Annotated in this window: 20 protein-coding genes, 2 tRNA genes, 1 other RNA gene and 2 pseudogenes; 16 read left to right on the plus strand and 9 right to left on the minus strand. The window is 70.7% G+C overall.

The genetic code is table 11. The features are described 5' to 3' along the window. Window positions 1-539: 539 nt before the first annotated feature. Together RWE79_RS19140 and RWE79_RS19145 are read left to right on the plus strand one after the other, a co-directional pair. On the plus strand, window positions 540-2,186 hold the full coding sequence (locus RWE79_RS19140) for a M48 family metallopeptidase (protein WP_475941294.1): 1,647 nt from the start codon (window positions 540-542) through the stop codon (window positions 2,184-2,186). 33 nt (window positions 2,187-2,219) lie between these two features. Beyond that, on the plus strand, window positions 2,220-2,318 hold the full coding sequence (locus tag RWE79_RS19145) for a type II toxin-antitoxin system RelE family toxin (RefSeq protein ID WP_475941295.1): 99 nt from the start codon (window positions 2,220-2,222) through the stop codon (window positions 2,316-2,318). Window positions 2,319-2,359: 41 nt separating this feature from the next. On the opposite strand, the gene RWE79_RS19150 is transcribed toward RWE79_RS19145, so the two are convergent. From RWE79_RS19150 to RWE79_RS19175, 6 genes are all read right to left on the minus strand, one after another. Continuing rightward, entirely contained in the window at window positions 2,360-3,253 is an 894-nt protein-coding gene (locus RWE79_RS19150) for a phosphorothioated DNA-binding restriction endonuclease (protein WP_475941296.1), read from the minus strand. A gap of 9 nt (window positions 3,254-3,262) precedes the next feature. Continuing rightward, window positions 3,263-5,704, minus strand: a complete 2,442-nt coding sequence (locus tag RWE79_RS19155) for a helicase C-terminal domain-containing protein (protein ID WP_475941297.1) — start codon at window positions 5,702-5,704, stop codon at window positions 3,263-3,265. Between the two features lie 337 nt (window positions 5,705-6,041). Then, window positions 6,042-6,530, minus strand: a complete 489-nt coding sequence (locus RWE79_RS19160) for a hypothetical protein (RefSeq protein ID WP_475941298.1) — start codon at window positions 6,528-6,530, stop codon at window positions 6,042-6,044. Window positions 6,531-6,585: 55 nt separating this feature from the next. Next, window positions 6,586-7,134: an SMI1/KNR4 family protein gene (locus RWE79_RS19165; protein ID WP_475941299.1), complete on the minus strand. Its 549-nt coding sequence runs from the start codon at window positions 7,132-7,134 to the stop codon at window positions 6,586-6,588. Beyond that, window positions 7,131-7,667 (minus strand): hypothetical protein, encoded by a 537-nt coding sequence (locus RWE79_RS19170; protein ID WP_475941300.1) that lies wholly within the window; start codon window positions 7,665-7,667, stop codon window positions 7,131-7,133. The genes RWE79_RS19165 and RWE79_RS19170 overlap by 4 nt, the downstream gene beginning before the upstream one ends. Before the next feature lie 195 nt (window positions 7,668-7,862). Beyond that, window positions 7,863-9,335 (minus strand): AAA family ATPase, encoded by a 1,473-nt coding sequence (locus RWE79_RS19175; RefSeq protein ID WP_475941301.1) that lies wholly within the window; start codon window positions 9,333-9,335, stop codon window positions 7,863-7,865. A 775-nt stretch (window positions 9,336-10,110) separates the two neighbouring features. On the opposite strand from RWE79_RS19175, the gene RWE79_RS19180 reads away from it, so the two are divergent. Together RWE79_RS19180 and RWE79_RS19185 are read left to right on the plus strand one after the other, a co-directional pair. Then, window positions 10,111-10,593, plus strand: coding sequence for a Pycsar system effector family protein (locus tag RWE79_RS19180; RefSeq protein ID WP_475941302.1), 483 nt, complete (start codon window positions 10,111-10,113; stop codon window positions 10,591-10,593). Window positions 10,594-10,625: 32 nt separating this feature from the next. Next, window positions 10,626-10,856: pseudogene (locus RWE79_RS19185) on the plus strand (site-specific integrase); the annotation flags it as partial. 79 nt (window positions 10,857-10,935) lie between these two features. On the opposite strand, the gene RWE79_RS19190 reads toward RWE79_RS19185, so the two are convergent. After that, window positions 10,936-11,020 (minus strand) — tRNA-Ser (locus tag RWE79_RS19190). Window positions 11,021-11,092: 72 nt separating this feature from the next. Between RWE79_RS19190 and ffs the strand changes: the two genes are divergently transcribed. Beyond that, window positions 11,093-11,189: signal recognition particle sRNA small type (gene ffs / locus RWE79_RS19195), an RNA gene on the plus strand. Window positions 11,190-11,202: 13 nt separating this feature from the next. Here the strand turns inward: ffs and RWE79_RS19200 are convergent. Further along, a pseudogene (locus RWE79_RS19200) lies at window positions 11,203-12,635 on the minus strand (helicase HerA-like domain-containing protein). A gap of 91 nt (window positions 12,636-12,726) precedes the next feature. Here RWE79_RS19200 and RWE79_RS19205 point away from each other — a divergent pair. Together RWE79_RS19205 and RWE79_RS19210 are read left to right on the plus strand one after the other, a co-directional pair. After that, complete coding sequence (locus RWE79_RS19205; RefSeq protein ID WP_127361428.1) at window positions 12,727-13,023, plus strand: type II toxin-antitoxin system VapB family antitoxin; 297 nt, start codon at window positions 12,727-12,729, stop codon at window positions 13,021-13,023. Window positions 13,024-13,131: 108 nt separating this feature from the next. After that, window positions 13,132-13,818, plus strand: a complete 687-nt coding sequence (locus RWE79_RS19210) for a LytR C-terminal domain-containing protein (protein WP_475941303.1) — start codon at window positions 13,132-13,134, stop codon at window positions 13,816-13,818. A 15-nt stretch (window positions 13,819-13,833) separates the two neighbouring features. Here RWE79_RS19210 and upp read toward each other — a convergent pair whose 3' ends face one another. Next, entirely contained in the window at window positions 13,834-14,469 is a 636-nt protein-coding gene (upp, locus tag RWE79_RS19215) for a uracil phosphoribosyltransferase (protein WP_475941304.1), read from the minus strand. Between the two features lie 155 nt (window positions 14,470-14,624). Here upp and RWE79_RS19220 point away from each other — a divergent pair, with 155 nt between their 5' ends. From RWE79_RS19220 to RWE79_RS19260, 9 genes are all read left to right on the plus strand, one after another. Beyond that, entirely contained in the window at window positions 14,625-14,807 is a 183-nt protein-coding gene (locus RWE79_RS19220) for a hypothetical protein (protein ID WP_475941305.1), read from the plus strand. A 177-nt stretch (window positions 14,808-14,984) separates the two neighbouring features. Beyond that, window positions 14,985-15,536 carry a tRNA adenosine deaminase-associated protein gene (locus tag RWE79_RS19225; protein WP_475941306.1) on the plus strand — a complete coding sequence of 184 codons (552 nt, stop codon included), beginning with the start codon at window positions 14,985-14,987 and terminating at the stop codon, window positions 15,534-15,536. After that, window positions 15,506-16,030, plus strand: coding sequence for a tRNA adenosine(34) deaminase TadA (gene tadA, locus RWE79_RS19230; RefSeq protein ID WP_475945926.1), 525 nt, complete (start codon window positions 15,506-15,508; stop codon window positions 16,028-16,030). Before RWE79_RS19225 ends, tadA begins: the two co-directional genes overlap by 31 nt. 80 nt (window positions 16,031-16,110) lie before the next feature. Continuing rightward, a tRNA-Ser gene (locus tag RWE79_RS19235) sits at window positions 16,111-16,197 on the plus strand. Window positions 16,198-16,303: 106 nt separating this feature from the next. Next, complete coding sequence (locus tag RWE79_RS19240; protein WP_164836454.1) at window positions 16,304-16,468, plus strand: hypothetical protein; 165 nt, start codon at window positions 16,304-16,306, stop codon at window positions 16,466-16,468. A 31-nt stretch (window positions 16,469-16,499) separates the two neighbouring features. Beyond that, the gene (locus RWE79_RS19245) at window positions 16,500-16,793 is read left to right on the plus strand and encodes a Dabb family protein (RefSeq protein WP_475941307.1); all 294 of its coding nucleotides are present in this window, start codon (window positions 16,500-16,502) and stop codon (window positions 16,791-16,793) included. A 188-nt stretch (window positions 16,794-16,981) separates the two neighbouring features. Further along, a complete protein-coding gene (locus tag RWE79_RS19250) occupies window positions 16,982-17,791 on the plus strand; it encodes an RNA polymerase sigma factor SigF (protein WP_475941308.1) in 810 nt (269 codons plus the stop codon). Between the two features lie 172 nt (window positions 17,792-17,963). Continuing rightward, window positions 17,964-18,878 carry an RNA polymerase sigma factor SigF gene (locus tag RWE79_RS19255; protein WP_475941309.1) on the plus strand — a complete coding sequence of 305 codons (915 nt, stop codon included), beginning with the start codon at window positions 17,964-17,966 and terminating at the stop codon, window positions 18,876-18,878. 50 nt (window positions 18,879-18,928) lie between these two features. Continuing rightward, a complete protein-coding gene (locus RWE79_RS19260; protein ID WP_475941310.1) occupies window positions 18,929-19,666 on the plus strand; it encodes a hypothetical protein in 738 nt (245 codons plus the stop codon). Window positions 19,667-19,677: the final 11 nt, after the last annotated feature.

Consider the following 19,677-nt stretch of genomic DNA (forward strand, 5'->3'; position numbering starts at 1 on the left):
GGCCCCATCGGCCGAAAGGCCGATACCCGCCGCAGGCCCGAAGGCGCTCCGCCGCGTTCCGCGGGGCCCGGCGGACCGTTCACCCCGGGAAGCCGGACCTCCGGGAGGACCCGGTACGTATCTCCTGGTTCGCGCGGGCCGGGCGGGCGTCCTTCCGCAGGAAACCCCACCACCGCGCAGAGGCCGGCGAGCAGGCCCACGAGGACTCCGGCGAGCGGGGCGCCGAGGGCCGGCCGCAGTTCGAGCGCCGGCGTCCACTGCCTGGTGGCACACCACGACGGCGATGCCCGCCGCGCCGACGACACCGCCGAGCAGCCCGATGCTCGTCGACTCCAGCAGGAACTGGCCGGCCACCTGCCGTCAGCCCGTCCGGAGCCGTGGCGACCGCCAGGGCACGGGCGACCCCACCCACTCCGGGTTCACTCCCATGGCTGCCACGCCGCGACGACGGTGCCCGTGGTACCCGGACCGTAGGATCCAGGCTTCGACGCGTGTCCGGTCCGGGCACGGGTCCGTACGTCCTGTGGGGGGACACATCCATGACTGCTTCGCTGCGGGCGCTGCGTGCCCTCGTTCTGCTGGCCGGCTTCCATCTGATGGGTGTGGTGCTGCTGGCGGCGCTCATCGCTGCCGACTGGCTGCTCCTCACCAGGCTTTTCGTGGCACAGGCCGTATACCTCGTGCTGAGCCTGGTGCTCACCTCCGTGGCTCTGATGGTGCCGATTCTGCGCGGCATGTTCGCGTTCCTGCTGGCTGGGCGGCGGAGTTCGGCGCCGGGAGGACATCCGGTCACGCCCCAGGAGCAGCCGGAACTGTGGGCAGAGGTACTCGAAGCCGCACGTTCGGCCGGTACACACGCCCCGGACGAGGTGATCCTGACCGAGGAGGTCAACGCGTCGGTCAGCGAACGTGCCCGCCTTCTGGGTCTGTTGCCCGGTCGGCGCGGTATGTACCTGGGCGTACCGCTGCTCACCGGGCTCACGGTGCCACGCCTGCGAGCGGTACTCGCCCATGAGTTCGGCCACTACAGCAACCAGGACGCCCGGCTCGCCGGTGTCACCATGCGCGGCCGCGCGGCTGTCCTGCACACGGTGGATGCGTTCCGGAGCAGTGACAGCCGGGCGCACGCCTTCGTCGGCGGCCTCTACGTCCGCTACGCCCGCTTCTTTCTGAAGGTCTCGCAGTCCGTCGCCCGGCGCCAGGAATTCGCCGCGGACCGTGCGGCGGCCCGCCACGTCGGCCGGAACGCGACGGCGGCCGCGCTGCGGCAGATCCCTCTGCTCCACGCCGCCCACGACCACTATGTCGACACATACGCGCTGATGGGCGGGCCCGCCTCGGCTCTGCCGCCGGTCGGCGAGTTCCACGGCGGCTTCCGGCATCTGCTGGCCGCCCGGCAGCCCGAAGCGCTGGCCGAGCTCGCCGCAGCCCGGCGGCCCCCGCGACCGTCCCCGTACGACTCGCACCCGCCGACGCACGAACGCGTGGCGCTGATCGAGGCGCTGCCCGACGACGGGCCGCCCGACGACCCGGCGGCGCCATCGGCTCTGTCCCTGCTCCGTGACCAGGACGCCGTGCTGGTCACGCTGGAGACGTACACGCTGCCTGCCGTGGCCTCGACAATGCGGCGCCTCGACTGGCCCGACCTGGTCATACTGCGGGCCGTGATCGATGCCCGGGGCTGGGCGGAGCCGCTGCAGAAGGCGCTCCGCCGCGCGCTGCGCACGGCGCCCGCGCCGGCGTCCACGTCCGCGTCGGTGACCCCGGCGGGCGCCGCAGCCACCGACAACGGCACCGCCACGAAGACCGATCCCGGCGAGCCCGGCCTGGAAGCCGTCCTCGATGCCGTCGACGACGGCCTGCTGTGGATGGCGATCGCGGACCGCATGCCCAAGCACGCGCTGGCCGCCCGCCTCACCGGCCAGTCGGCCCGCACCTTCATCCGGCCCGCGGTGTGGGACGCGGTGGCAGGGCTCGTCCACCTCCACCTGATCGCCGAGGGCCTGGCCCGCCCGGATATCTCCTGGCCAGGACAGCCAGGGCTCACCCTGCCCGAGGAGTGGGAGGAGCAGATGGACGCCGCGATCGACGCGGCCGTCGCCGACACTCCGGACACCACGGCACTACGCGCCCTGCTCGGCCCGGAACAACCACGCTGCTCGCGGTGCCGGGGAACCAGCCGGTGACGCGTCGGCCCGCTTGTGACCGATCACGCAGTCGTGGAACGGCACGGATTGGTGTACGCCGTCGAGGACGGCCAGCTGATCGTGTGGGTCATGACGGTCGGCAACCATCGCGACGTCCACCGCAACCTGTAGTCCTGCCCGTGCCGGCGTGGCGAGCGCCCGGGCACCGGCGATCACCCCATGACGGCAGGTCGTGGGGCACCGTGGAAGACCTGCCCCGTATGCCACGACCGGTGGGCCGCCGCGATCGGAGGCGTCCCTGGCTGCGGACCGAGCAGCGGGCGGCCCGCGAGCGCGACCACATGCTCGCGGGCGGCTGCGCTCCGCCCGACGAAGCCCTGGGAAACCATGATCAGGTGACCGTCACCGACACCGAGGACGCCCTTGTCGAACAGCTTGTGGTGAAGCGCGCACAGACACAGCCCGTTGTCGACCTCGTCCGGGCCGTCGAACGCCCACCAACGCACATGCGCGGCCTCCAACCCGACCGGCACCGCGCCGATCCTCCCGTCATAACCGCAGAAGGCGCACCGGTACTCGTAGGCGGTCAGCACCGCCTCCCGCATCCGCCGGTCCCGCCGCCGCCTGCCGGCCACCGGCGGTCCGGTCTCCACCAGCTCCAACTCCAGACCCACGGCCTCGCACAACTCCCCGTGGAGCGACGGCGGAAAGTGCAGATCGAGCAGCACCCGCGCCATCCGGCCGAGCAGCGACGGCTCTCGCCGCAGCGCTGTCCTCAGCTCCGGCGCGAGCCGGCCCGCCGCACCCGCCGCCCGCAGTTCCAGCACTCCGCTCCCGGGACTACCGGCGCCGCGGTCGGTACGCACCTCCCACACCCCGTCGCTGACCAGATGATGGAACGGATACGCAGGTGTCGTCCTGTTGGCCGGACCGTACTCGGCCAGCAGCCGCTTCAGATCCGCCTCCACCGCGCTGTACCTCAACTCGCCCTCGGCATCCTCCTGGAACCGGCCGAGGGCATACAGAAGCAGCAGGGGCTTGTGCGGAGCACGTGTCCCGTTCCCGGTCCACTGCCTCAGCTTCGCGGCGCGCTCCAGCCAGTCCATGACCGGCGATCATAGGGGCGGCTGCGCGGGCATGACGCCTTGGATGCGGGAGAGCGTGAAGACACGTTCGTCGTTCCGCAGGTGACACCAGGCGTGCAGGTAGGGCGGGTCCAGGTCCAGTTCGCTGAGGCTTCGCACGGTGTGGCTGCCCGAGGCGGCGATGTACTCGACGGTGATCGCCTGTCCGGCGTTGACGGCGTGGGCAAGCTGGCGTACGTCGGTGAGGGTCAGCCCGCTCGCGTACCCGGCGATGAGCTCCTCGGTGTCGGTGTCGAAGGGGATCCCGCTGGCCGGCCCCGGCTCCGGGCTGGTCGGCGGGGCGGCTCGCAGCCTGACGGCCAGGCCCCGCAGGCCGCCCGCCGGCACCCGGACGTGCTCCGCAGCGGTGGACGGCCGCCGCCGTGCGCCAGACGTACGCCCCGCGGGACGAGGGGAAGGAACCGCGGCGGTGGCGCGGTGCCGCTCGGCCTTCTCGATGCGTACGGTTCCGTCGGCGGTCTCGGCGACAGGCGCGTAGCCCTCGGCCCGGAGCGCGGCGAGGGTCTTGTCGAGCGGGGCACGGCTTACCAGCACGGTGGGAGCCAACTGCCGCAGGCCGAGCTTGGTGAGCTTGCGGTGGACGGCGAGTTCGGCCAGCAGCGCGGGCTCCTCCCCGTGGATCACACAGGCGGCGGGGGCGAGGCGAACACGTCCGTGGCGGCGCGCGGTGTCGGAGATCAGGTACGACAGCGGCTGCGGCAGGGACCCGGCGGCGACAGCGGTGAGGTCGGCGGCAATGTCGTCGGCGGTGCGCCCGGCGTCCAGGGCACGGCGGACGCTGCCGGGGCTGAACCGCCACACCGATGCCGTACCACCGGCTTCCCGGTCGGCGACGGAGTCCAGGAGCGTGGCGAGCCGGACGGACGGGGTCCCGGTGGCAACGGCCGTGAGGTCGGCACCGATGAGGGCCGTCCCGGTGGCCGCGGGCAGCAACCGCTGCGCGCGGGCCGGCAGTCCTTCCACATCGCCGGCCAGCAGGGCTGCGCCGATGCCGGACAGGGCGCCGCGGGCGAGGACGCCGAGCAGTCCCGCCTCTCGGATCACGGTGGCGAACGGCGTTTCGTCCTGCGGCAGTTGATGGGCCAGGGGACGGTGCCAGGCGGCCGTCGGCCCCAGATCGGGGGCGTTGCGCACGCCCTGCCCGGCGGGGAGGTCCGCCGCCGCGGTGAGCAGCCCCTGCCGGGCCTGAACGCAGCCGTCGCAGGGGGGTGCCCCGGCGAGCGCGGGCAGCGATTTACCCTCCTCGTCGTGGGCCTGGGCAGGGGTGAGCGGGAGCGTCCACCACGCCCGGAGCAGCAACGGGATCCGCTCCCCGGGCTCCAGCTCCGCCCAGGCGTCGTACGCCCCGGTCAGCGGAACAAGATCGCCGTCCCGGGCCAGCAGCCCGGCCGCGTACGCCGTCTCCAGCACGACGCGCACCACGGTCCCGTCGCACTGCGCCGCCTTGCCGATGCGCATCAGCTCGCGCGCGCCGACCCCACCGGACTTCAGCCTGGCCGGCGGCTTGCCCGCGCACACCGACAACACGGAGGCGGCATGCGCGGCGAACGCCGTGAGCGCGGCCGCCGCCTCCCGCTCCACCTCCTCGGGAGTGACCGACTGCATCCGCGCGACGGGCGGTACGGGTTCGAACGGCGCGTGCCAGCCGGGGCCGCGCAGAGCCAGCGCCACCTGGGCGGGCATACGCGCCGGTCCGTACCGGTAACGGTCCTGGACCAGCAGCCCCCGCTCCAGCGCCCACCGGGCAGCCTGTCCGGGGCCTGGCTCCGGAGTCCCGAACGTGACGAACTGCTGCCGCCGGGACCCGGACTTCGCCAGGCGCTCAAGCAGCTTGCGGGTTTCCGCGGGCGCCTGCCCGACCACTGCGGCGATGCGCTGCGGATCGCTGTGGTGGTCCACCAAGCACGCGAGCCGCTGCTGCTTGGTGCCGGGCGGCTTGACGCCCAGTGCCGCCACCATCCCGCGCAACTCATCGGAGGTCACACCCGCCAGCAACTCCTCCAGCGGCGGATCCAGCCCCAACGGCGCGTCCCACGCCTGCCTCAGCGGTGCCGCCATGTGGAGCGTCCCGTCGCCGTCCGGCCAGACCAGCGCATGATCGGCCAGCACCTCCAGCACCGCGTCCAGCCTGCGCAGGCCCTCCGCGTCCACCGCCCCCAGCAGGTTCGAGAGCGCGTCCTGCGTCGCGGGTGCCCCCAACGCGGCCAGCGCCTCCGCCACCTGCACACACGGCCGCGCAAGCCGGGGCAGGACCAGCGCCACCGAACCAGGGCGTTGCAAGCGGTCCGCCAGTTCCCCCACCGACCGCGGCTCCGGAAGGGACACCGCGTCCGAACGCGCCGCGAGCACCCGCTCCAGGCGCGGGACGTCAAGAGCCCGCAGCCATGGCGCCAGCGTTGATCCACCTGACATGCCGATGAGGACACCTCACCTCGTACGAGCAACAACATCGCCGGCCCACCAGCGCCGCACGCAACTCAAGAATGCCGTATCCAGGCCCCACAGGCGCCACCCGGCGGCCACGGCACCTCCACCTGACCAAAAATGAACGAAATGCCTTTGATGCCGGAAGAAATGAGATTCGAACTCGCGAGGGGGTGCCCCCGAACCGCTTTCCAAAGGTTCGTCGGAGTGTCCGGCCAGATTCGCCACTGTTCTGACCCGCGGCTCAGTGCCTGGCCCCGGCCTCCCCGAACTTGCTTGAACGGGGTTGAATGCAACCCGGACCCGGACCGCAACCCTCCGGCGGTCAGCCGGCGGCTGTCCATCGCTTGATCACGGCAGGGGCGTTGTGAGGGGCCGGCCAGATCCGGAGGTGTACCTGCTCAACGGTCTCGGGGGCGTCGCACCCTTCCTGGCCTGGCTGGCGGACGTCGGCCAGGTTCGCCCGCGAAGCACGGACGCGCACGAAGCCTCTGGGGACCTCGAAGCGCGCAGCGTCCGGTAGGTAGTCGGTGCAGCCCAGAACCGCGATGCGGCCGGTCGGCACCTCGATGCCGGCCTCCACCACGTGGTCGAAGGCGTCGCTGTCGTCATCCGGCGGATGGTCGAGCAACTCGACCGTCACCGCGACGTGCATGTTGACCGCGGTGCCGATGCCGAGCATCTGCTCCGATACGGCGAGGGCATCCGACACCGCCTCCCGCGTCCACGCATCGCCCAGATCGTCTTCCGCGTTCTCGTCCATCACGTGCAACTGGAAGTAGTCTGCGAAGAGCCGCAGTTGGGTGGTCGTCACTGGCGTACGGGGCTCACTCTCGATCTTCTCGCCGGTCAATGTCTCGTGCGACTTCTCAGCTGCTCGCTGCGAGGCGGCGTGCGGCGTCGGGCCAGGGCGTGGGTTGCGGCCCGTCCTCGGCCATCATGACCTCCTCCTCCCACCAGCCGGTCCCGTCCAGCCAGGAGGTCACCCACTGGGCCACGGACGACGAGTCCAGGAACCACGCGTCGGCCCAGTCGTCAGGGCCGGCATTCGGCTCGAAGGGGAGAACGGGCGCGTCGGGGGCCAGGCAGTCGACAGCGGCGTACATGCCGCAGCCCCGGTCCAGGATCGGCAGCACGCCACGCGGCCAGTATTCCGAGCGAGCGTTCCGGAGCGGCCCGTACTCGGATACGGCGGTTCGCCCGTCGCCGACGAGCGGCAGAAGGGTGTACTCAGGGCCGAAGCCGCCGTTGGCAACCCGGAGGTACAGCAGTCGGAGCAGCGGCGGCAGGCTGAAACCGAGTACATGCTCGGCGTCGGCGATGTCCTGTTCGCTGACGGACGGGGCAAGGGCGCGGGCCCCTGCCTCCTGCTCAGCGCGGTCACGCACACGCAGCAGGAGCTCGGACAGGTCGTTCATGCCACTGCCTCTTCGATGGTGAGATGCCGGGCCATGACGTCTGCGGACTCCGGTGCGAGCCGGTAGATCCCCTGCAGGCTCAGCGCCCGCAGGAGCCGGCCGTCCTCGACGTGCTTGAGCTTCCGCTCTCCCCGGCGCGAGGCGAAGGTGAGTCGTTCCAGGTGCTCTCCGGGCAACGGCCGGTCGAACCTGAGCGGACTGCCGGGCGGCCCCAGCACGACCTCGGAGACGCAGCCGCCCTTCAACGGGCGCCAGTGGATCAGCTTGGGATAGTCCTCGTCGGCCAGTTCTGCGCCGGCCCTGTCGTAGTCGACGATCCGCTGGACCTCCATCGAGCAGACCGGGTACAGCGCGGCCTGCCAGGCCCGAACGGCGAAGATCCGGTCGCCAGGCGCGACGCCGGCACGTCGGAAACTCGGACGCGACTGATGGGGACCGCCGAACAGCGCCGTCGGGCGCTGCCCCGTGAAGCCTCCGCGTATCAGTTCACGGCACAGGTCATTGGTCCACAGCACGGTGTAGGAGTTGGCCACGGCCCGAACATAGCGGCGGGCACCGACAGTGCCTCCCGGCTACCGGTCCGGCAGGTGTTGCATGACTGTTCCGGGAACAGCCGGGTTCGCGACGGCGCGAGCGGATTCGACTGATTCCGGCTCTTCCAGGTCCGGATCACGACATGCTCACCGAGGCCGGTCGGCCTCAGGGCAGCAGCTTGCTCAGCGCCGGTGTTACGCCTGGCCGTACAGGGCTGCCAGATCGATCAGCTGGATGCCAGGGGTGGTGTGGGCGGCGATGCGGGCCTTGTCGTTGAAGCCCGCCCCACTGAAGCAGATGAGCTGAGTGTGGGTGGTGTCGTAGCGTCCGGCCTGGGTGATGAGGTCGCGGATGTGCTGGAGGCGTTCGATGTGCGCGATGCCCATGGTGTCGTTCCACTTGGCTTCTCCGATGGCGAGCAGCGGCGGCTTGCCGCCGTCCGCGATGCCGACGACCGCCACGTCGACCTCATGGCCGGTACGAGCCTTGGGGTCGTGGACGACGCCGTGGCCGACGCGGGCAGGGAGGCCGCCGAGCAGGTCGGGGTCGGTGTGGTGGAGGGTCCAGTCGCGGCAGACCTGCTCGAAGTGGGGGCCCAGCACGTTGCTGACGAAGCGGCGACGGCTGGCCTGCCAGACCCGGGCGGCGCTGCCGGGCCGCTCCAACTGGTCCCAGACCGGGCGCATGATGGCGTGGTAAAAGCCGATCAGTGGTTCGGCGATGCGGTAGGTGGGGCGGTTGTCGCGGAAGGCGTCGGCGTCGCGGTGCAGCAGCCCGGCGTCTTCGAGGACGTTGATGGGGTGCGCGATGTCGGTGGCCTTGCGTTCCAGGTAGCCGGCCATGCCTCCGCGGGTCGCGTTGCCGTCGGCGACGGCCGCCAGGACGGACAGGTACAGGGCGGTGTCACGCAGATCAGGCTCCTCGGCCAGCAGATAGCGGGCCTCGCGGAAGAGCGGCGTCTCGGGGTTGAGGACCGTACGTACAACCCAGGCGTCGAAGTCGTCGGGCCCGCCAGGGCTGTCTCCTCGCGCGAACTCGCGCCGGTAGGCGGGCGTACCACCGACGATCGCGTTGACCTGCATGGCCAGCCGGGGGTCGGTGATGTTCCAGAACTCGGCGGCGAGGCGGTGGTCGAGGGGGCGCACCACAAGTTCCAGTCCCGCCCGGCCCCTCAGCGGTGCGTTGCCGGACAACAGCTTGCCCATGAAGGACAGGGCCGAGCCACACAGCAGCAACCGGGCACGAGAGCCCGTGCGCTGCTCACGCAGCGGACGGAACGCCTCCTGAATGATGGAAGGCAGCTCCGGATTGGCCCTGACGAGGTACGGGAACTCGTCTATGACCACGGGCACAGGGCGCTCGGAGCCAAGGGCAAGGAGCCCGTCGACGACTTCGGCCCAATGCGCGAAGTGGTAGGGGGTGGCGGGCCTGACATGAGCGGTGAGCGCTGCGCTGATCCGCCGCAGAGACTCGGCGTCAGCGGCCTCGGTCGCGCCGAAATAGAAGCCTCCCTCGGCACGACACGCTGCGTCGAGCAGGAAGGTCTTGCCCTGGCGGCGTCGGCCGGAGACCACTCCGAGTGTGGCACCGGGCTGCGGGTCGGTGATGAAGCGGGTCAGCGCTGACCACTCGTAGTCGCGATCGAACATCTCGGCGGGCTTGTCCACGCGCCACCTTCCACAGATATAGAAGCACGTATCTATAAACTGTACTCCTATATACACGCAGATGCCGTCGACGCGCGCAGGCGCCCAGACGGTCTTCCGGTGTCTGACGGAATGGGTGAGCGCGTCCGACACAACCCGCCGCTCTCTCCTTCTTCAGTGCCGCGCGGCCGCCTGGAACGACCAATCGCAGAAGGCCCTTCGGATTCTCCTCAGCGCACTCGCACAGGACATGCGACACGGCGTCCTGCGCCTGTTCGTGACGATCGACCGGGACGCGGACAGGGAGTTGACTGGACGTCAGATTGCTCGTGAAGCGCTTGCCACCTGGCGCAACGGCGATCCACCGGCGTCAGCTGCGGGACCGGCGCACAGCGCGGCATCACCACACGGGAGGACTTCATGACGACGACCGAGAACAACCAACCGCTCTGTATCCGCGCCACCCACGCACCGTGGCGGGAGATCCTACGGCAGCGCTGGTCCGGCCGCCGCAACCGCGCCCTGGTTCTCCTCAGCCCGGACGGCGTACATCATGTCCTGGGGTTCACCGAGCGAAGCCCGGCCCTACCGGTCGCCGGCGCCACGGCGCCCAGTCTGCTCGGCCGCTACGAGAGTGCCTTCCATGTCCATCTCGGGGAACAGTCAGGGATGCGCCCCGCCGCCCTTCCGACTCGGCACGGGACCGAACCGGTCGACGTGCGGGTGCTGTGGTGGGTGCACGACCCTGCGCAGGTCGTCCTGACCCGTACCACTGACGGGTGGGACACGGTATGCGGTGATCTCGACCGGCACCTGCGCCAACTCGAAGAGCGACACGCCACCGAGGGGACCAGCTTCGGCCAACCGGACCGAGATATCGCGGGCGGACACCAAAGCCGTCGTACTGCTGGGCGTCATAGGAACGGTACTCGGCACCTTCATCACCGCCCCCCGGAGTACGGAGACGCTGCGCTGGAGCGGCGTCGTCACCTCGCTGCTGGCCATCGTCTGCTTTGTGTGCGCTATCGCCCCACGCCGGCGCTCGGGACGCCGCCACAGCACAGCAGGACCCGGGTACTTCGAACACATCACACCCGGCATGGGCATCGACAGCCTGAACCGCGCCTTCGAGCATGCCGCGCACGACCCCACCGGCCCTCTGCTGCTCTCGTTGCAAGGCACCAGCGAGATCATCCGCGCCAAATACCGCTGGGTCGAGACAGGAGCGGTGCTACTGATGGCAGCGCTCCCCCAGTTCGCAGTGTCCCTCCACGCCTGAGCCCATCCCGCAGCTCGACGACGGCGACCTTCGCCGGCGTACGCGACGGGCGACTGCATGACGCCCGCCACACCGCCGGGACCGTCCTTCTCCTCCTCGGCGTCCCCGACGTCGTGGTGGACGCGATCTTGGGTTGGGAGCCGGGCGGCGCGGCTCGAATGCGAGCGCGCTACATGCACGTGACCGGCCCCATGCTGAAGAAGGTGGCGGGCCAGATCGGCGACGCGCTCTGGGGCACGCCCGACTCCGCAGGCCCCAACTGAGACGGAAAGTGAGACGGAAGATCACGAAAGCCCCGACCGGGATCCGGTCGGGGCTTTCGTCTGCCCTGGCGGGCGGGTGCGGAGGATACGAGATTCGAACTCGTGAGGGGTTGCCCCCAACACGCTTTCCAAGCGTGCGCCCTAGGCCACTAGGCGAATCCTCCGGGGCAAACATTACAAGACGAGAGGGGGTGCTAGCGAACTCGATCCCGGGGGAGGTGATCGGGTACGCTGGGCACAGCCCCTCACGTGGCGCTATCTCACTGAACTCCCCCAGGGCCGGAAGGCAGCAAGGGTAGGTGGGCTCTGGCGGGTGCGTGGGGGGTCTTTGCGTGCCCGGGGGCGGTCAGTGGCGGCGGCGGGAGCGTTTGGCGGTGCCGAAGAGGGAGCGGGTGATCTCGCGGCCGAGCTGGGTGCCGAGGGAGCGGGCGAGGGATGTGAAGACGCCGCTGGTGACGACCTGCTCCATGACCCCGGGTTCGGGTTCCCCGGGCTTGTTCCCGGGTGGGTTCGGTGCCGGTGCCGGTGGCGGCACCGTGAGTTTCTCGTAGGCCGATTCGCGGTCGACGGACGGCGGCGTCGAGGTCGGCGGGGGCCGTGGGGGCCATGAGGGAGCGCGGGGCTCGGAGGCGGGTGGCGGCCACGGGGGTGGGCGCGCCGGTTTCGCCGAGAACGGTGACGACGGCTTCGCCGGAAGGCCTTCGAGGCGCCGTTGAAGAGCAGGTGGGCCTCGTCGAGGAAGAAGACCAGCTTGGGGCGGTCGGGGTCGCCGACCTCGGGGAGGTCCTCGAAGAGGTCGGCGAGGAGCCACATCAGGAAGGTGGAGAAGAGCTGGGGGCGGTCCTGGACCTCGGGGAGTTCCAGGACGGAGACGATGCCGCGGCCGTCGGCGGCGGTACGGAGCAGTTCACCCGTGTCGAACTCGGGCTCGCCGAAGAAGGCGCCGGCTCCCTGGGCCTCGAAGGCGGTGAGTGTGCGCAGGATCACACCAGCGGTGGCCGCGGAGATGCCGCCGAGGGTCCTGAGTTCCGACTTTCCCGCGTCGTCCGCCGTGAGGAAGGTGCCGACGGCGCGGAGATCCTTGAGGTCGACGAGTTCGAGGCCCTTGGTGTCGGCGTAGTGAAAGATCAGGCCGAGGGACTGCTCCTGGGTGGGATCGAGGCCCAGGACCTTGGACATCAGGGCGGGGCCGAAGCTGGTCACCGTGGCCCGCAGGGGGATGCCGGCGCCGAGGCCGCCGAGGGCGCAGAACTCGCACGGGCAGGCGGCCGGCGTCCACTGCTGGCCGACCTCGGCGGCGTGCCCGGTCACGCGGTCGCCTCCGGTACCCGGGGCGGAGATGCCGGAGAGGTCACCCTTGATGTCGGCGAGGAAGACGGGGACGCCGGCGGCGGAGAGCTGCTCGGCGACGAGCTGGAGGGTCTTGGTCTTGCCGGTGCCGGTGCCGGTGGCGCCGGCGACGAGGCCGTGGCGGTTCAGTACGCCGAGCGGGACGCGGACCGGGGCGCCGGGGAGGCAACTGCCGTCCCAGAGGAGGGCGCCGAGGTCGAGGGCCGGGCCGGTGAAGGCGTGGCCCTCGGCGATGACCCCGGCCGGGGTACCGGGTGCGGGCCCTGCCGGGGTACCGGGTGCGGGCCCGGGTGCGGGCTCCGGCGCGCCCTCGTGGCCGGGCCAGCGTGCGGAACCCGGCGCGGATCCGGGCCGGGCCCCGGGCCCCGGCGGGGTCTTGGGGCCTTCACCGGCGCCGGCCGGGGCGGCGGCGGCATCGCCGGTCGGCATGACGCTAGCTCCTGGTATCGGCGTATTTACCCACCATCGCACTCGTGCGCCAAGGCTGCGCCCGTGCACTCTTGACCGGTAGGCTTTCCGTGTGATCTTCAAGCGCATCGGAAACGGGCGGCCGTACCCCGACCACGGCCGGACAAGCACCCGTGAATGGGCGGACGTCGCACCGCGCCCGGTACGCCTCGACCAGCTCGTCACCACGAAGGGCCAGCTGGATCTGGAGACGCTGCTTGCCGAGGACTCCACCTTCTACGGTGACCTTTTCGCGCACGTCGTGAAGTGGCAGGGCGATCTCTACCTGGAGGACGGACTGCACCGGGCGGTACGGGCCGCGCTCCAGCAGCGGCAGGTGCTGCACGCGCGCGTGCTGGAGATGGACTGACGTCAGGTCAGCCGGCCGTTCGTCCTTTCGGGTTCACCTGCACACCATTGGGCCCCATTGGTTGATCGTTTAGTAGGCCTGCGCCCGATCCCGCATTACGCTGCGCCTATGAGCATGCTGACTCCCCCCGGCATGGGCGGGAAGTACCGCATCACCGGGAACCAGTACCCGCGGATGCGCCGCCCCAGAAGCCGGCGCCGCCTGCTGCTGACCGTTGTCGCGGCAGTGGTGGTGATCGGCCTGATCGGCTACGGCACACTGCAGCTCATCGATGTCTTCGGCGGGGGTGACCAGGGCAAGGGCAAGGGCGGGGCGGCCCAGGCCGCCGCCGTGAAGCAGCGGGACTGCCGGGCCGCCACGCCCTCCGCGGCGGCCGCCGGGGCCGCACCGGCCTCGACCGCCCTGCCCGAGCACGGCACGATCACGGTGAACGTCTACAACGCCACCGCCCGCGGCGGCCTGGCCAAGGACACCGCCGACCAGCTGGCGGCGCGCGGCTTCAAGGTCGGCACGTTCGGGAACGCGCCGCCCGAGTACGACCGCAAGGTCAAGCAGCCCGCGCTGCTGGTCGGCGGCAAGAAGGCGGCGGCCGCCCTGAAGGTGCTGAGCGTGCAGGTCAAGGGCACGGTGACCCAGGTCGACAGCAAGCGCTCGGGCACCACGGTCGACCTGATGATCGGCAAGGGCTTCAAGAAGCTCGCCGGCGAGAAGGCTGCCGCCAAGGCGCTGAAGGTGCTGGCGACAGCCGCCCCGTCGCCGGCACCCAGCAGCAGCAACAAGGGCTGCCGGGGCTGATCCGGGGATCCAGGGCTAACCCGCCGTGCCGTAGAGCCGGTCGCCCGCGTCGCCCAGGCCGGGGACGATGTAGCCGTGCTCGTTGAGGTGGCTGTCGACGGCCGCCGTGACGACGGTGACCGGCTTGCCGGCGAGCTCGCGCTCCATCGTGGCCACGCCCTCGGGGGAGGCCAGCAGTACGACCGCCGTGACGTCGTCCGCGCCGCGCTCGATCAGCAGGTTGATCGCCGCGACCAGGGTGCCGCCGGTGGCCAGCATCGGGTCGAGCACGTAGACCTGGCGACCGGACAGGTCGTCCGGCATCCGGGTGGCGTACGTTTTGGCTTCCAGCGTCTCCTCGTCGCGGACCATGCCGAGGAAGCCGACCTCGGCGGTCGGCAGGAGACGTACGAGCCCTTCGAGCATGCCGAGGCCGGCCCGCAGGATGGGCACGACCAGGGGCTTGGGGCTGGACAGCCGTACGCCGGTGGTCCGCGCCACCGGGGTCGCGATGTCGACCTGCTCCGTGCGCACGTCGCGCGTCGCCTCGTAGGCGAGGAGGGTGACCAGTTCGTCGGCCAGCCGACGGAAGGTCTGCGAGTCGGTGCGCTCGTCGCGCAGAGTGGTGAGTTTGTGCGCCACCAGCGGGTGGTCGACAACATGGGTCCGCATGCGCACGACTCTATCCGCGCCGCAGCCGTGACCGGCGTTCCGTTGCCCGACGCACCCATCTGCGAGAATCCGCGCTTCAAACCACACTGGGGAGGGAAGGCGTGCACATACGCCCGGACGACCCCCGGGCGGTGGATCAGTAGGGGTGGTGCCCCATGGCCGAGTCCGACGAGCCCGTCGCGCATCAGGAGCAACGGGACACCGAACGCCGACGGCGACGCGCCCTGTTCCTGCGCGAGCTGAACGAGGCGAAGGAACTGCGCGAGCGGGTCCAGCCACGCCGGGCCCGGGCGGCCCGAGCCCGCCAGCAGATGCGGATGCGGACCTTCCGCTGGTAGCGGACGCGGGAGTCGTTTCGCCCCTGTCCAGGCAAAAAAGCCGGACGGCCCGGCACGACGCAGCGCGGAAGACCCACGCGGAGCCGCGGTTTCTGCCACGATGCCGAGTGGGCGGGAAGAAAAAGCAGAAGCGTCTCCGCCCAGTCCGGACGGCCTGAGACCTGTGGGAGAGTCACGGTGTACTTCGCCGCACTGCTCGCGCGCAACGACGACGGTTGGCAAGCGAGCGAGACCGATCTCGACGATGTGGAAACCCTCGGCGACCTGACCGACCTGGCCCGTGCGGCCACGGCCGAGGAAGAGACAGTCCTGGTCTTCATCGAACAGGAGGACGCCTGGTTCGGCGTCGTCCGGGTTGACGGTGAGGAGGACCCGAGGATCTATGTGTCCGACGCCGCCGCGGCGGCCCGCAGCTCGTACGGGGAGATCCTCCTCACCGACGAACTGCTCGGCCGCGATCCAGGCTCCATCGACATCCTGGACGACCTCGTCGATCTCGACGGCACCGAGGAGGGTGACGACGAGACCGACAGCGAGGACGTCGTACCGGGACCCGTCGAGGACCCGGTACCGGTCGGCCCGCTGGGCGACGCCGACATACTGACCGAGTTCGGGATGAGCAACAAGGAACTGCTGGCCCTCAGCGGGGACGGCGCGCTGACCGGCGAGGCGCTCGGCGAGATCGCCGACGCGCTGGGCTGCGCCGAGGTCCTGGAGGCGGTCCGCTGAGTTCCGTACCACCGCCGCCCGGCCCGCCGCGTGATCCGGTGCGTGACCCGTGGGCCGGGCCGATGCGGCATGCCCTGCGGGAGGCCGGGCTCGCCCCGTCCACCGGTGACGTCCCGGTGGGCGCGGTGGTGCTCGGCCCCGACGGCCGTACGGTCATCGGCCACGGGCGCAACGAACGCGAGGCCACCGGTGACCCCACGGCCCATGCCGAGGTGCTCGCCATCCGCGAGGCCGCCAGGGCGGTCGGCGAGTGGCGGCTCACCGGCTGCACCCTGGTGGTGACCCTGGAGCCGTGCACCATGTGCGCCGGCGCGATCGTGCTGTCCCGGGTCGACCGCGTCGTCTACGGCGCCGTCGACCCCAAGGCCGGCGCGGTCGGCTCGCTCTGGGACGTCGTGCGCGACCGCCGCCTCAACCACCGCCCCGAGGTCGTCCAGGGGGTCCTGGCCGACGAGTGCGCCGCCCTGCTGACCGGCTTCTTCCGGGCGGGCTGAGCGGCCGCGCCCAGGGGCCCCGGCCTGGGCCCCGCTAAAGGATTACGGAGCACACCCCGGCGTCCGCTAAGCTCTCTCTCGGTAGCGTGTCCGAGCGGCCTAAGGAGCACGCCTCGAAAGCGTGTGAGGGGGCAACCTCTCCGTGGGTTCAAATCCCACCGCTACCGCTCTTGAGCAGTGGACCGAAGGGCCCGGCGCCGTCGCGCCGGGCCCTTCGGCTTTCCCCAGGTCCGACGCCCCCTGATTGGGCCGTCCGGTGGTTAGAATCCACGCATGGCGCAGGCGAAGAAAATCACCATGTACGTCGTCGTGGTGTTCGTGCTGTACACGATCATCAATTCGCCGGCACGCGCCGCGGACCTCGTGCAGGTAGGATTCCAGGGCATATCGGACGCCGCACAGGGCGTCGGCGAGTTCATGACCCAGCTGGTCAACTGACCGGCCGGGCGCCGGTGAGGAGCACAGCAGCGTGATACGCCATCTGGTCCTGTTCAAGCTCAACGAGGGTGTCCAGCGGGACGATCCGCAGGTGGTGGCGGGGGCCAGGGCATTCGAGGAGCTGGGCGCGCTGGTTCCGGAGTTGGCGTCCTGGGAGGTGGGCTGGAACATCTCGGACCGGCCGATCGCCTACGACTACGCGATCAACTCGTCCGTGGCGGACACGGACGCCCTCAAGGCCTATCTGGAGCACCCGGCGCACCAGGCGGGAGTGGCCCGGTGGCGGGAGTTCGCCACCTGGGTGATCGCCGACTACGTGTTCTAGCCCGGGTCCTCCCGAGCCCCTCGCCCGGCGGGCGGGGGGCTTTGTCGTGCCCTCTTGTGCCACGAGGTCACCAAGTCAAGGTCAACTCACCTTCAACACGGCGTTATACGGTGCTTGCGCACGGTGCACATGAATTGTGATGCTATGACCGCTTTTGCCGGATGAGTGGACCGATGAGGGTGGGTGGTATGTCCATGTCGGCCCGTACGGCGTCAAACAGGGGCACCAACAGCAACGCGGTGGAGGCCAGGGCCCTCACACAGGTGCTGTTCGAGGAGTTGACCGGCCTGCGGCCGGGGACCCCGGAGCACACGCGGGTCCGGGCGGCGCTGATCGAGGTGAACCTGCCTCTGGTCCGGTACGCGGCCGCCCGCTTCCGCAGCCGCAACGAGCCGATGGAGGACGTGGTCCAGGTCGGCACGATCGGGCTGATCAACGCGATCGACCGGTTCGACCCGGAACGCGGGGTGCAGTTCCCGACCTTCGCGATGCCGACGGTGGTCGGCGAGATCAAACGTTACTTCAGGGACAACGTACGGACCGTCCACGTGCCCCGCCGGCTGCACGAGCTGTGGGTACAGGTGAGCGGGGCTATCGAGGACCTGACGGTGCTGCACGGGCGGACGCCGACGACGGCGGAGATCGCCGACCGGCTGAAGCTGGCCGAGGAGGAGGTGCTGGCCTGCCTGGAGGCGGGCCGGGCCTACCACGCGACGTCACTGGAGGCCGCCCAGGAGGGCGGGGACGGGGCGCCCGGGCTGCTGGACCGGCTCGGCTACGAGGACCCGGCACTGTCCGGCGTGGAGCACCGCGACCTCGTACGGCATCTGCTGGTGCAACTGCCGGAGCGGGAGCGGCGGATTCTGATGCTGCGCTACTTCGGGAATCTGACGCAGTCGCAGATCAGTGCGGAACTGGGGGTTTCGCAGATGCATGTGTCGCGGTTGCTGTCCCGGAGCTTCGCCCGACTGAGGTCCGCAAATCAGATCGAAGCGTAGCTGACGGGGATTAACCTCCCTGCGAAGATAAGTCGACAAGGCGCTACATCGTGTTGCCGACGTGTGACATTCTGCGGATACCGCGTTTGTCGCGGGCCGACGGCCGGTATTCCAGTTGGAGGAACGAACGTCGCCCGCCTGCGACACCCGTCCGCGACCTCAAGGGGGTGGCATGTCCGTAGAAGTGGGCAGTCCTAAGGTGCTCCGTACCGACGCAGCGCCGGCCGACGCTCTCAGCGGCGAGGCCATCATCGACATCTCCACCACCGCCGCCGACACCGTCGTCGACACCGAGCCCGTGATCGACATCACCGTCGACACCGCGGTCGACACCCGAACGCTGTCCCGCTCCCTGTTCCTGAGGCTGGCGCAGCTGGCGCAGGACAGTCCCGAGCGCACCTACGTCCGGGACACCCTCATCGAGCTGAACCTCCCGCTCGTGCGGTACGCGGCGGCCCGCTTCCGCAGCCGCAACGAGCCGATGGAGGACATCGTCCAGGTCGGCACGATCGGCCTGATCAAGGCGATCGACCGCTTCGACTGCAACCGCGGCGTGGAGTTCCCGACCTTCGCGATGCCGACGATCGTCGGTGAGGTCAAGCGCTTCTTCCGGGACACGTCGTGGTCCGTGCGGGTGCCGAGAAGGCTCCAGGAGCTGCGGCTGGCGCTGACGAAGACCAGCGACGAGCTGGCGCAGAAGCTGGACCGGTCGCCGACGGTGGCCGAACTCGCGGTCGCGCTCGGGGTGTCGGAGGAGGACGTCGTCGACGGCCTCGCGGTCGGCAACGCCTACACGGCCTCCTCCCTGGACTCCCCGCCGCCGGAGGACGACGGCGGCGAGGGCTCGCTCGCGGACCGGCTCGGCTACGAGGACACGGCACTGGAGGGCGTCGAGTACCGCGAGTCGCTCAAACCCCTGCTCGCCCAACTGCCCCCGCGTGAGCGGCGGATCATCATGCTCCGCTTCTTCGCCAACATGACCCAGTCGCAGATCGGCGAGGAGGTCGGCATCTCCCAGATGCATGTCTCCCGGCTGCTCACCCGGACCCTTGCCCAGTTGCGGGACGGCCTGACGGCCGAACAGTAGGGCGCGGGAGCGTTCTTCCTTCACTGACGATCCGTCAGTAGGCTGGCGCGATGGTGCACATACCGCCTGGCCGCCGGGGCGCGGTTCTTGCCGCCGCCTCGGCGGCCGTGGTGTGTCTGGGCACCCTCGCCATCTTCGGCCCGGGCGGCGGCACCGATCCGGGCTATATCGCCGTCGGCCCCGCCGGGCCCTCGCCCGGGGTCACCGCGAACGTCCCGCCGGGCGGCAGCGTCGACCTGGTGCCGCTGGACGGCGGGAAGAGCGGGAACGGCGAGGACGGCGAGGACGGCAGTACGGCCACCTCCACCGGCCGTCCGCGCGCACCCGCCTCGGCCACGGCGCCGGACGGCTCCGGAGCGGACGGCGGCCCCTCGACCGGTCCGGCGGTCGCGACGGGCTCGGCGGGGTCGTCCACGGCCCCGGGGCCGCCCTCCGCGACCACCGGTCCCGGTCCGGGGTCACCGGCCGCGAGCGGGCCGGCCTCGGCCGCGCGGCTGACGGTGAGCGCGCCGAAGCGGGCAGCCTCCGGCGTCCGCTGGTGCGAGTACGTCACCGTGACCTTCACCAACACCGGCGGCAGGACGGCCACTTCGGGCACCGTCACCTTCGGCACGCACATCATCGGCGTACTGGGGATCGACTGGGCGACCGTGGAGACCGACCGGCCGGTGCCGGTGCCGGTGAAGGGCGGCGCGAAGAAGGAGAGGACCTGGGAGATCTGTGTGGACGCCTGGCGGGTGCCGCTGGGCATGCACATCGAGACCCAGGACGTCTCGCTGGACCCCTGAGCCGCGAGCGC

It is taken from the genome of Streptomyces sp. RLA131, from assembly GCF_056270125.1.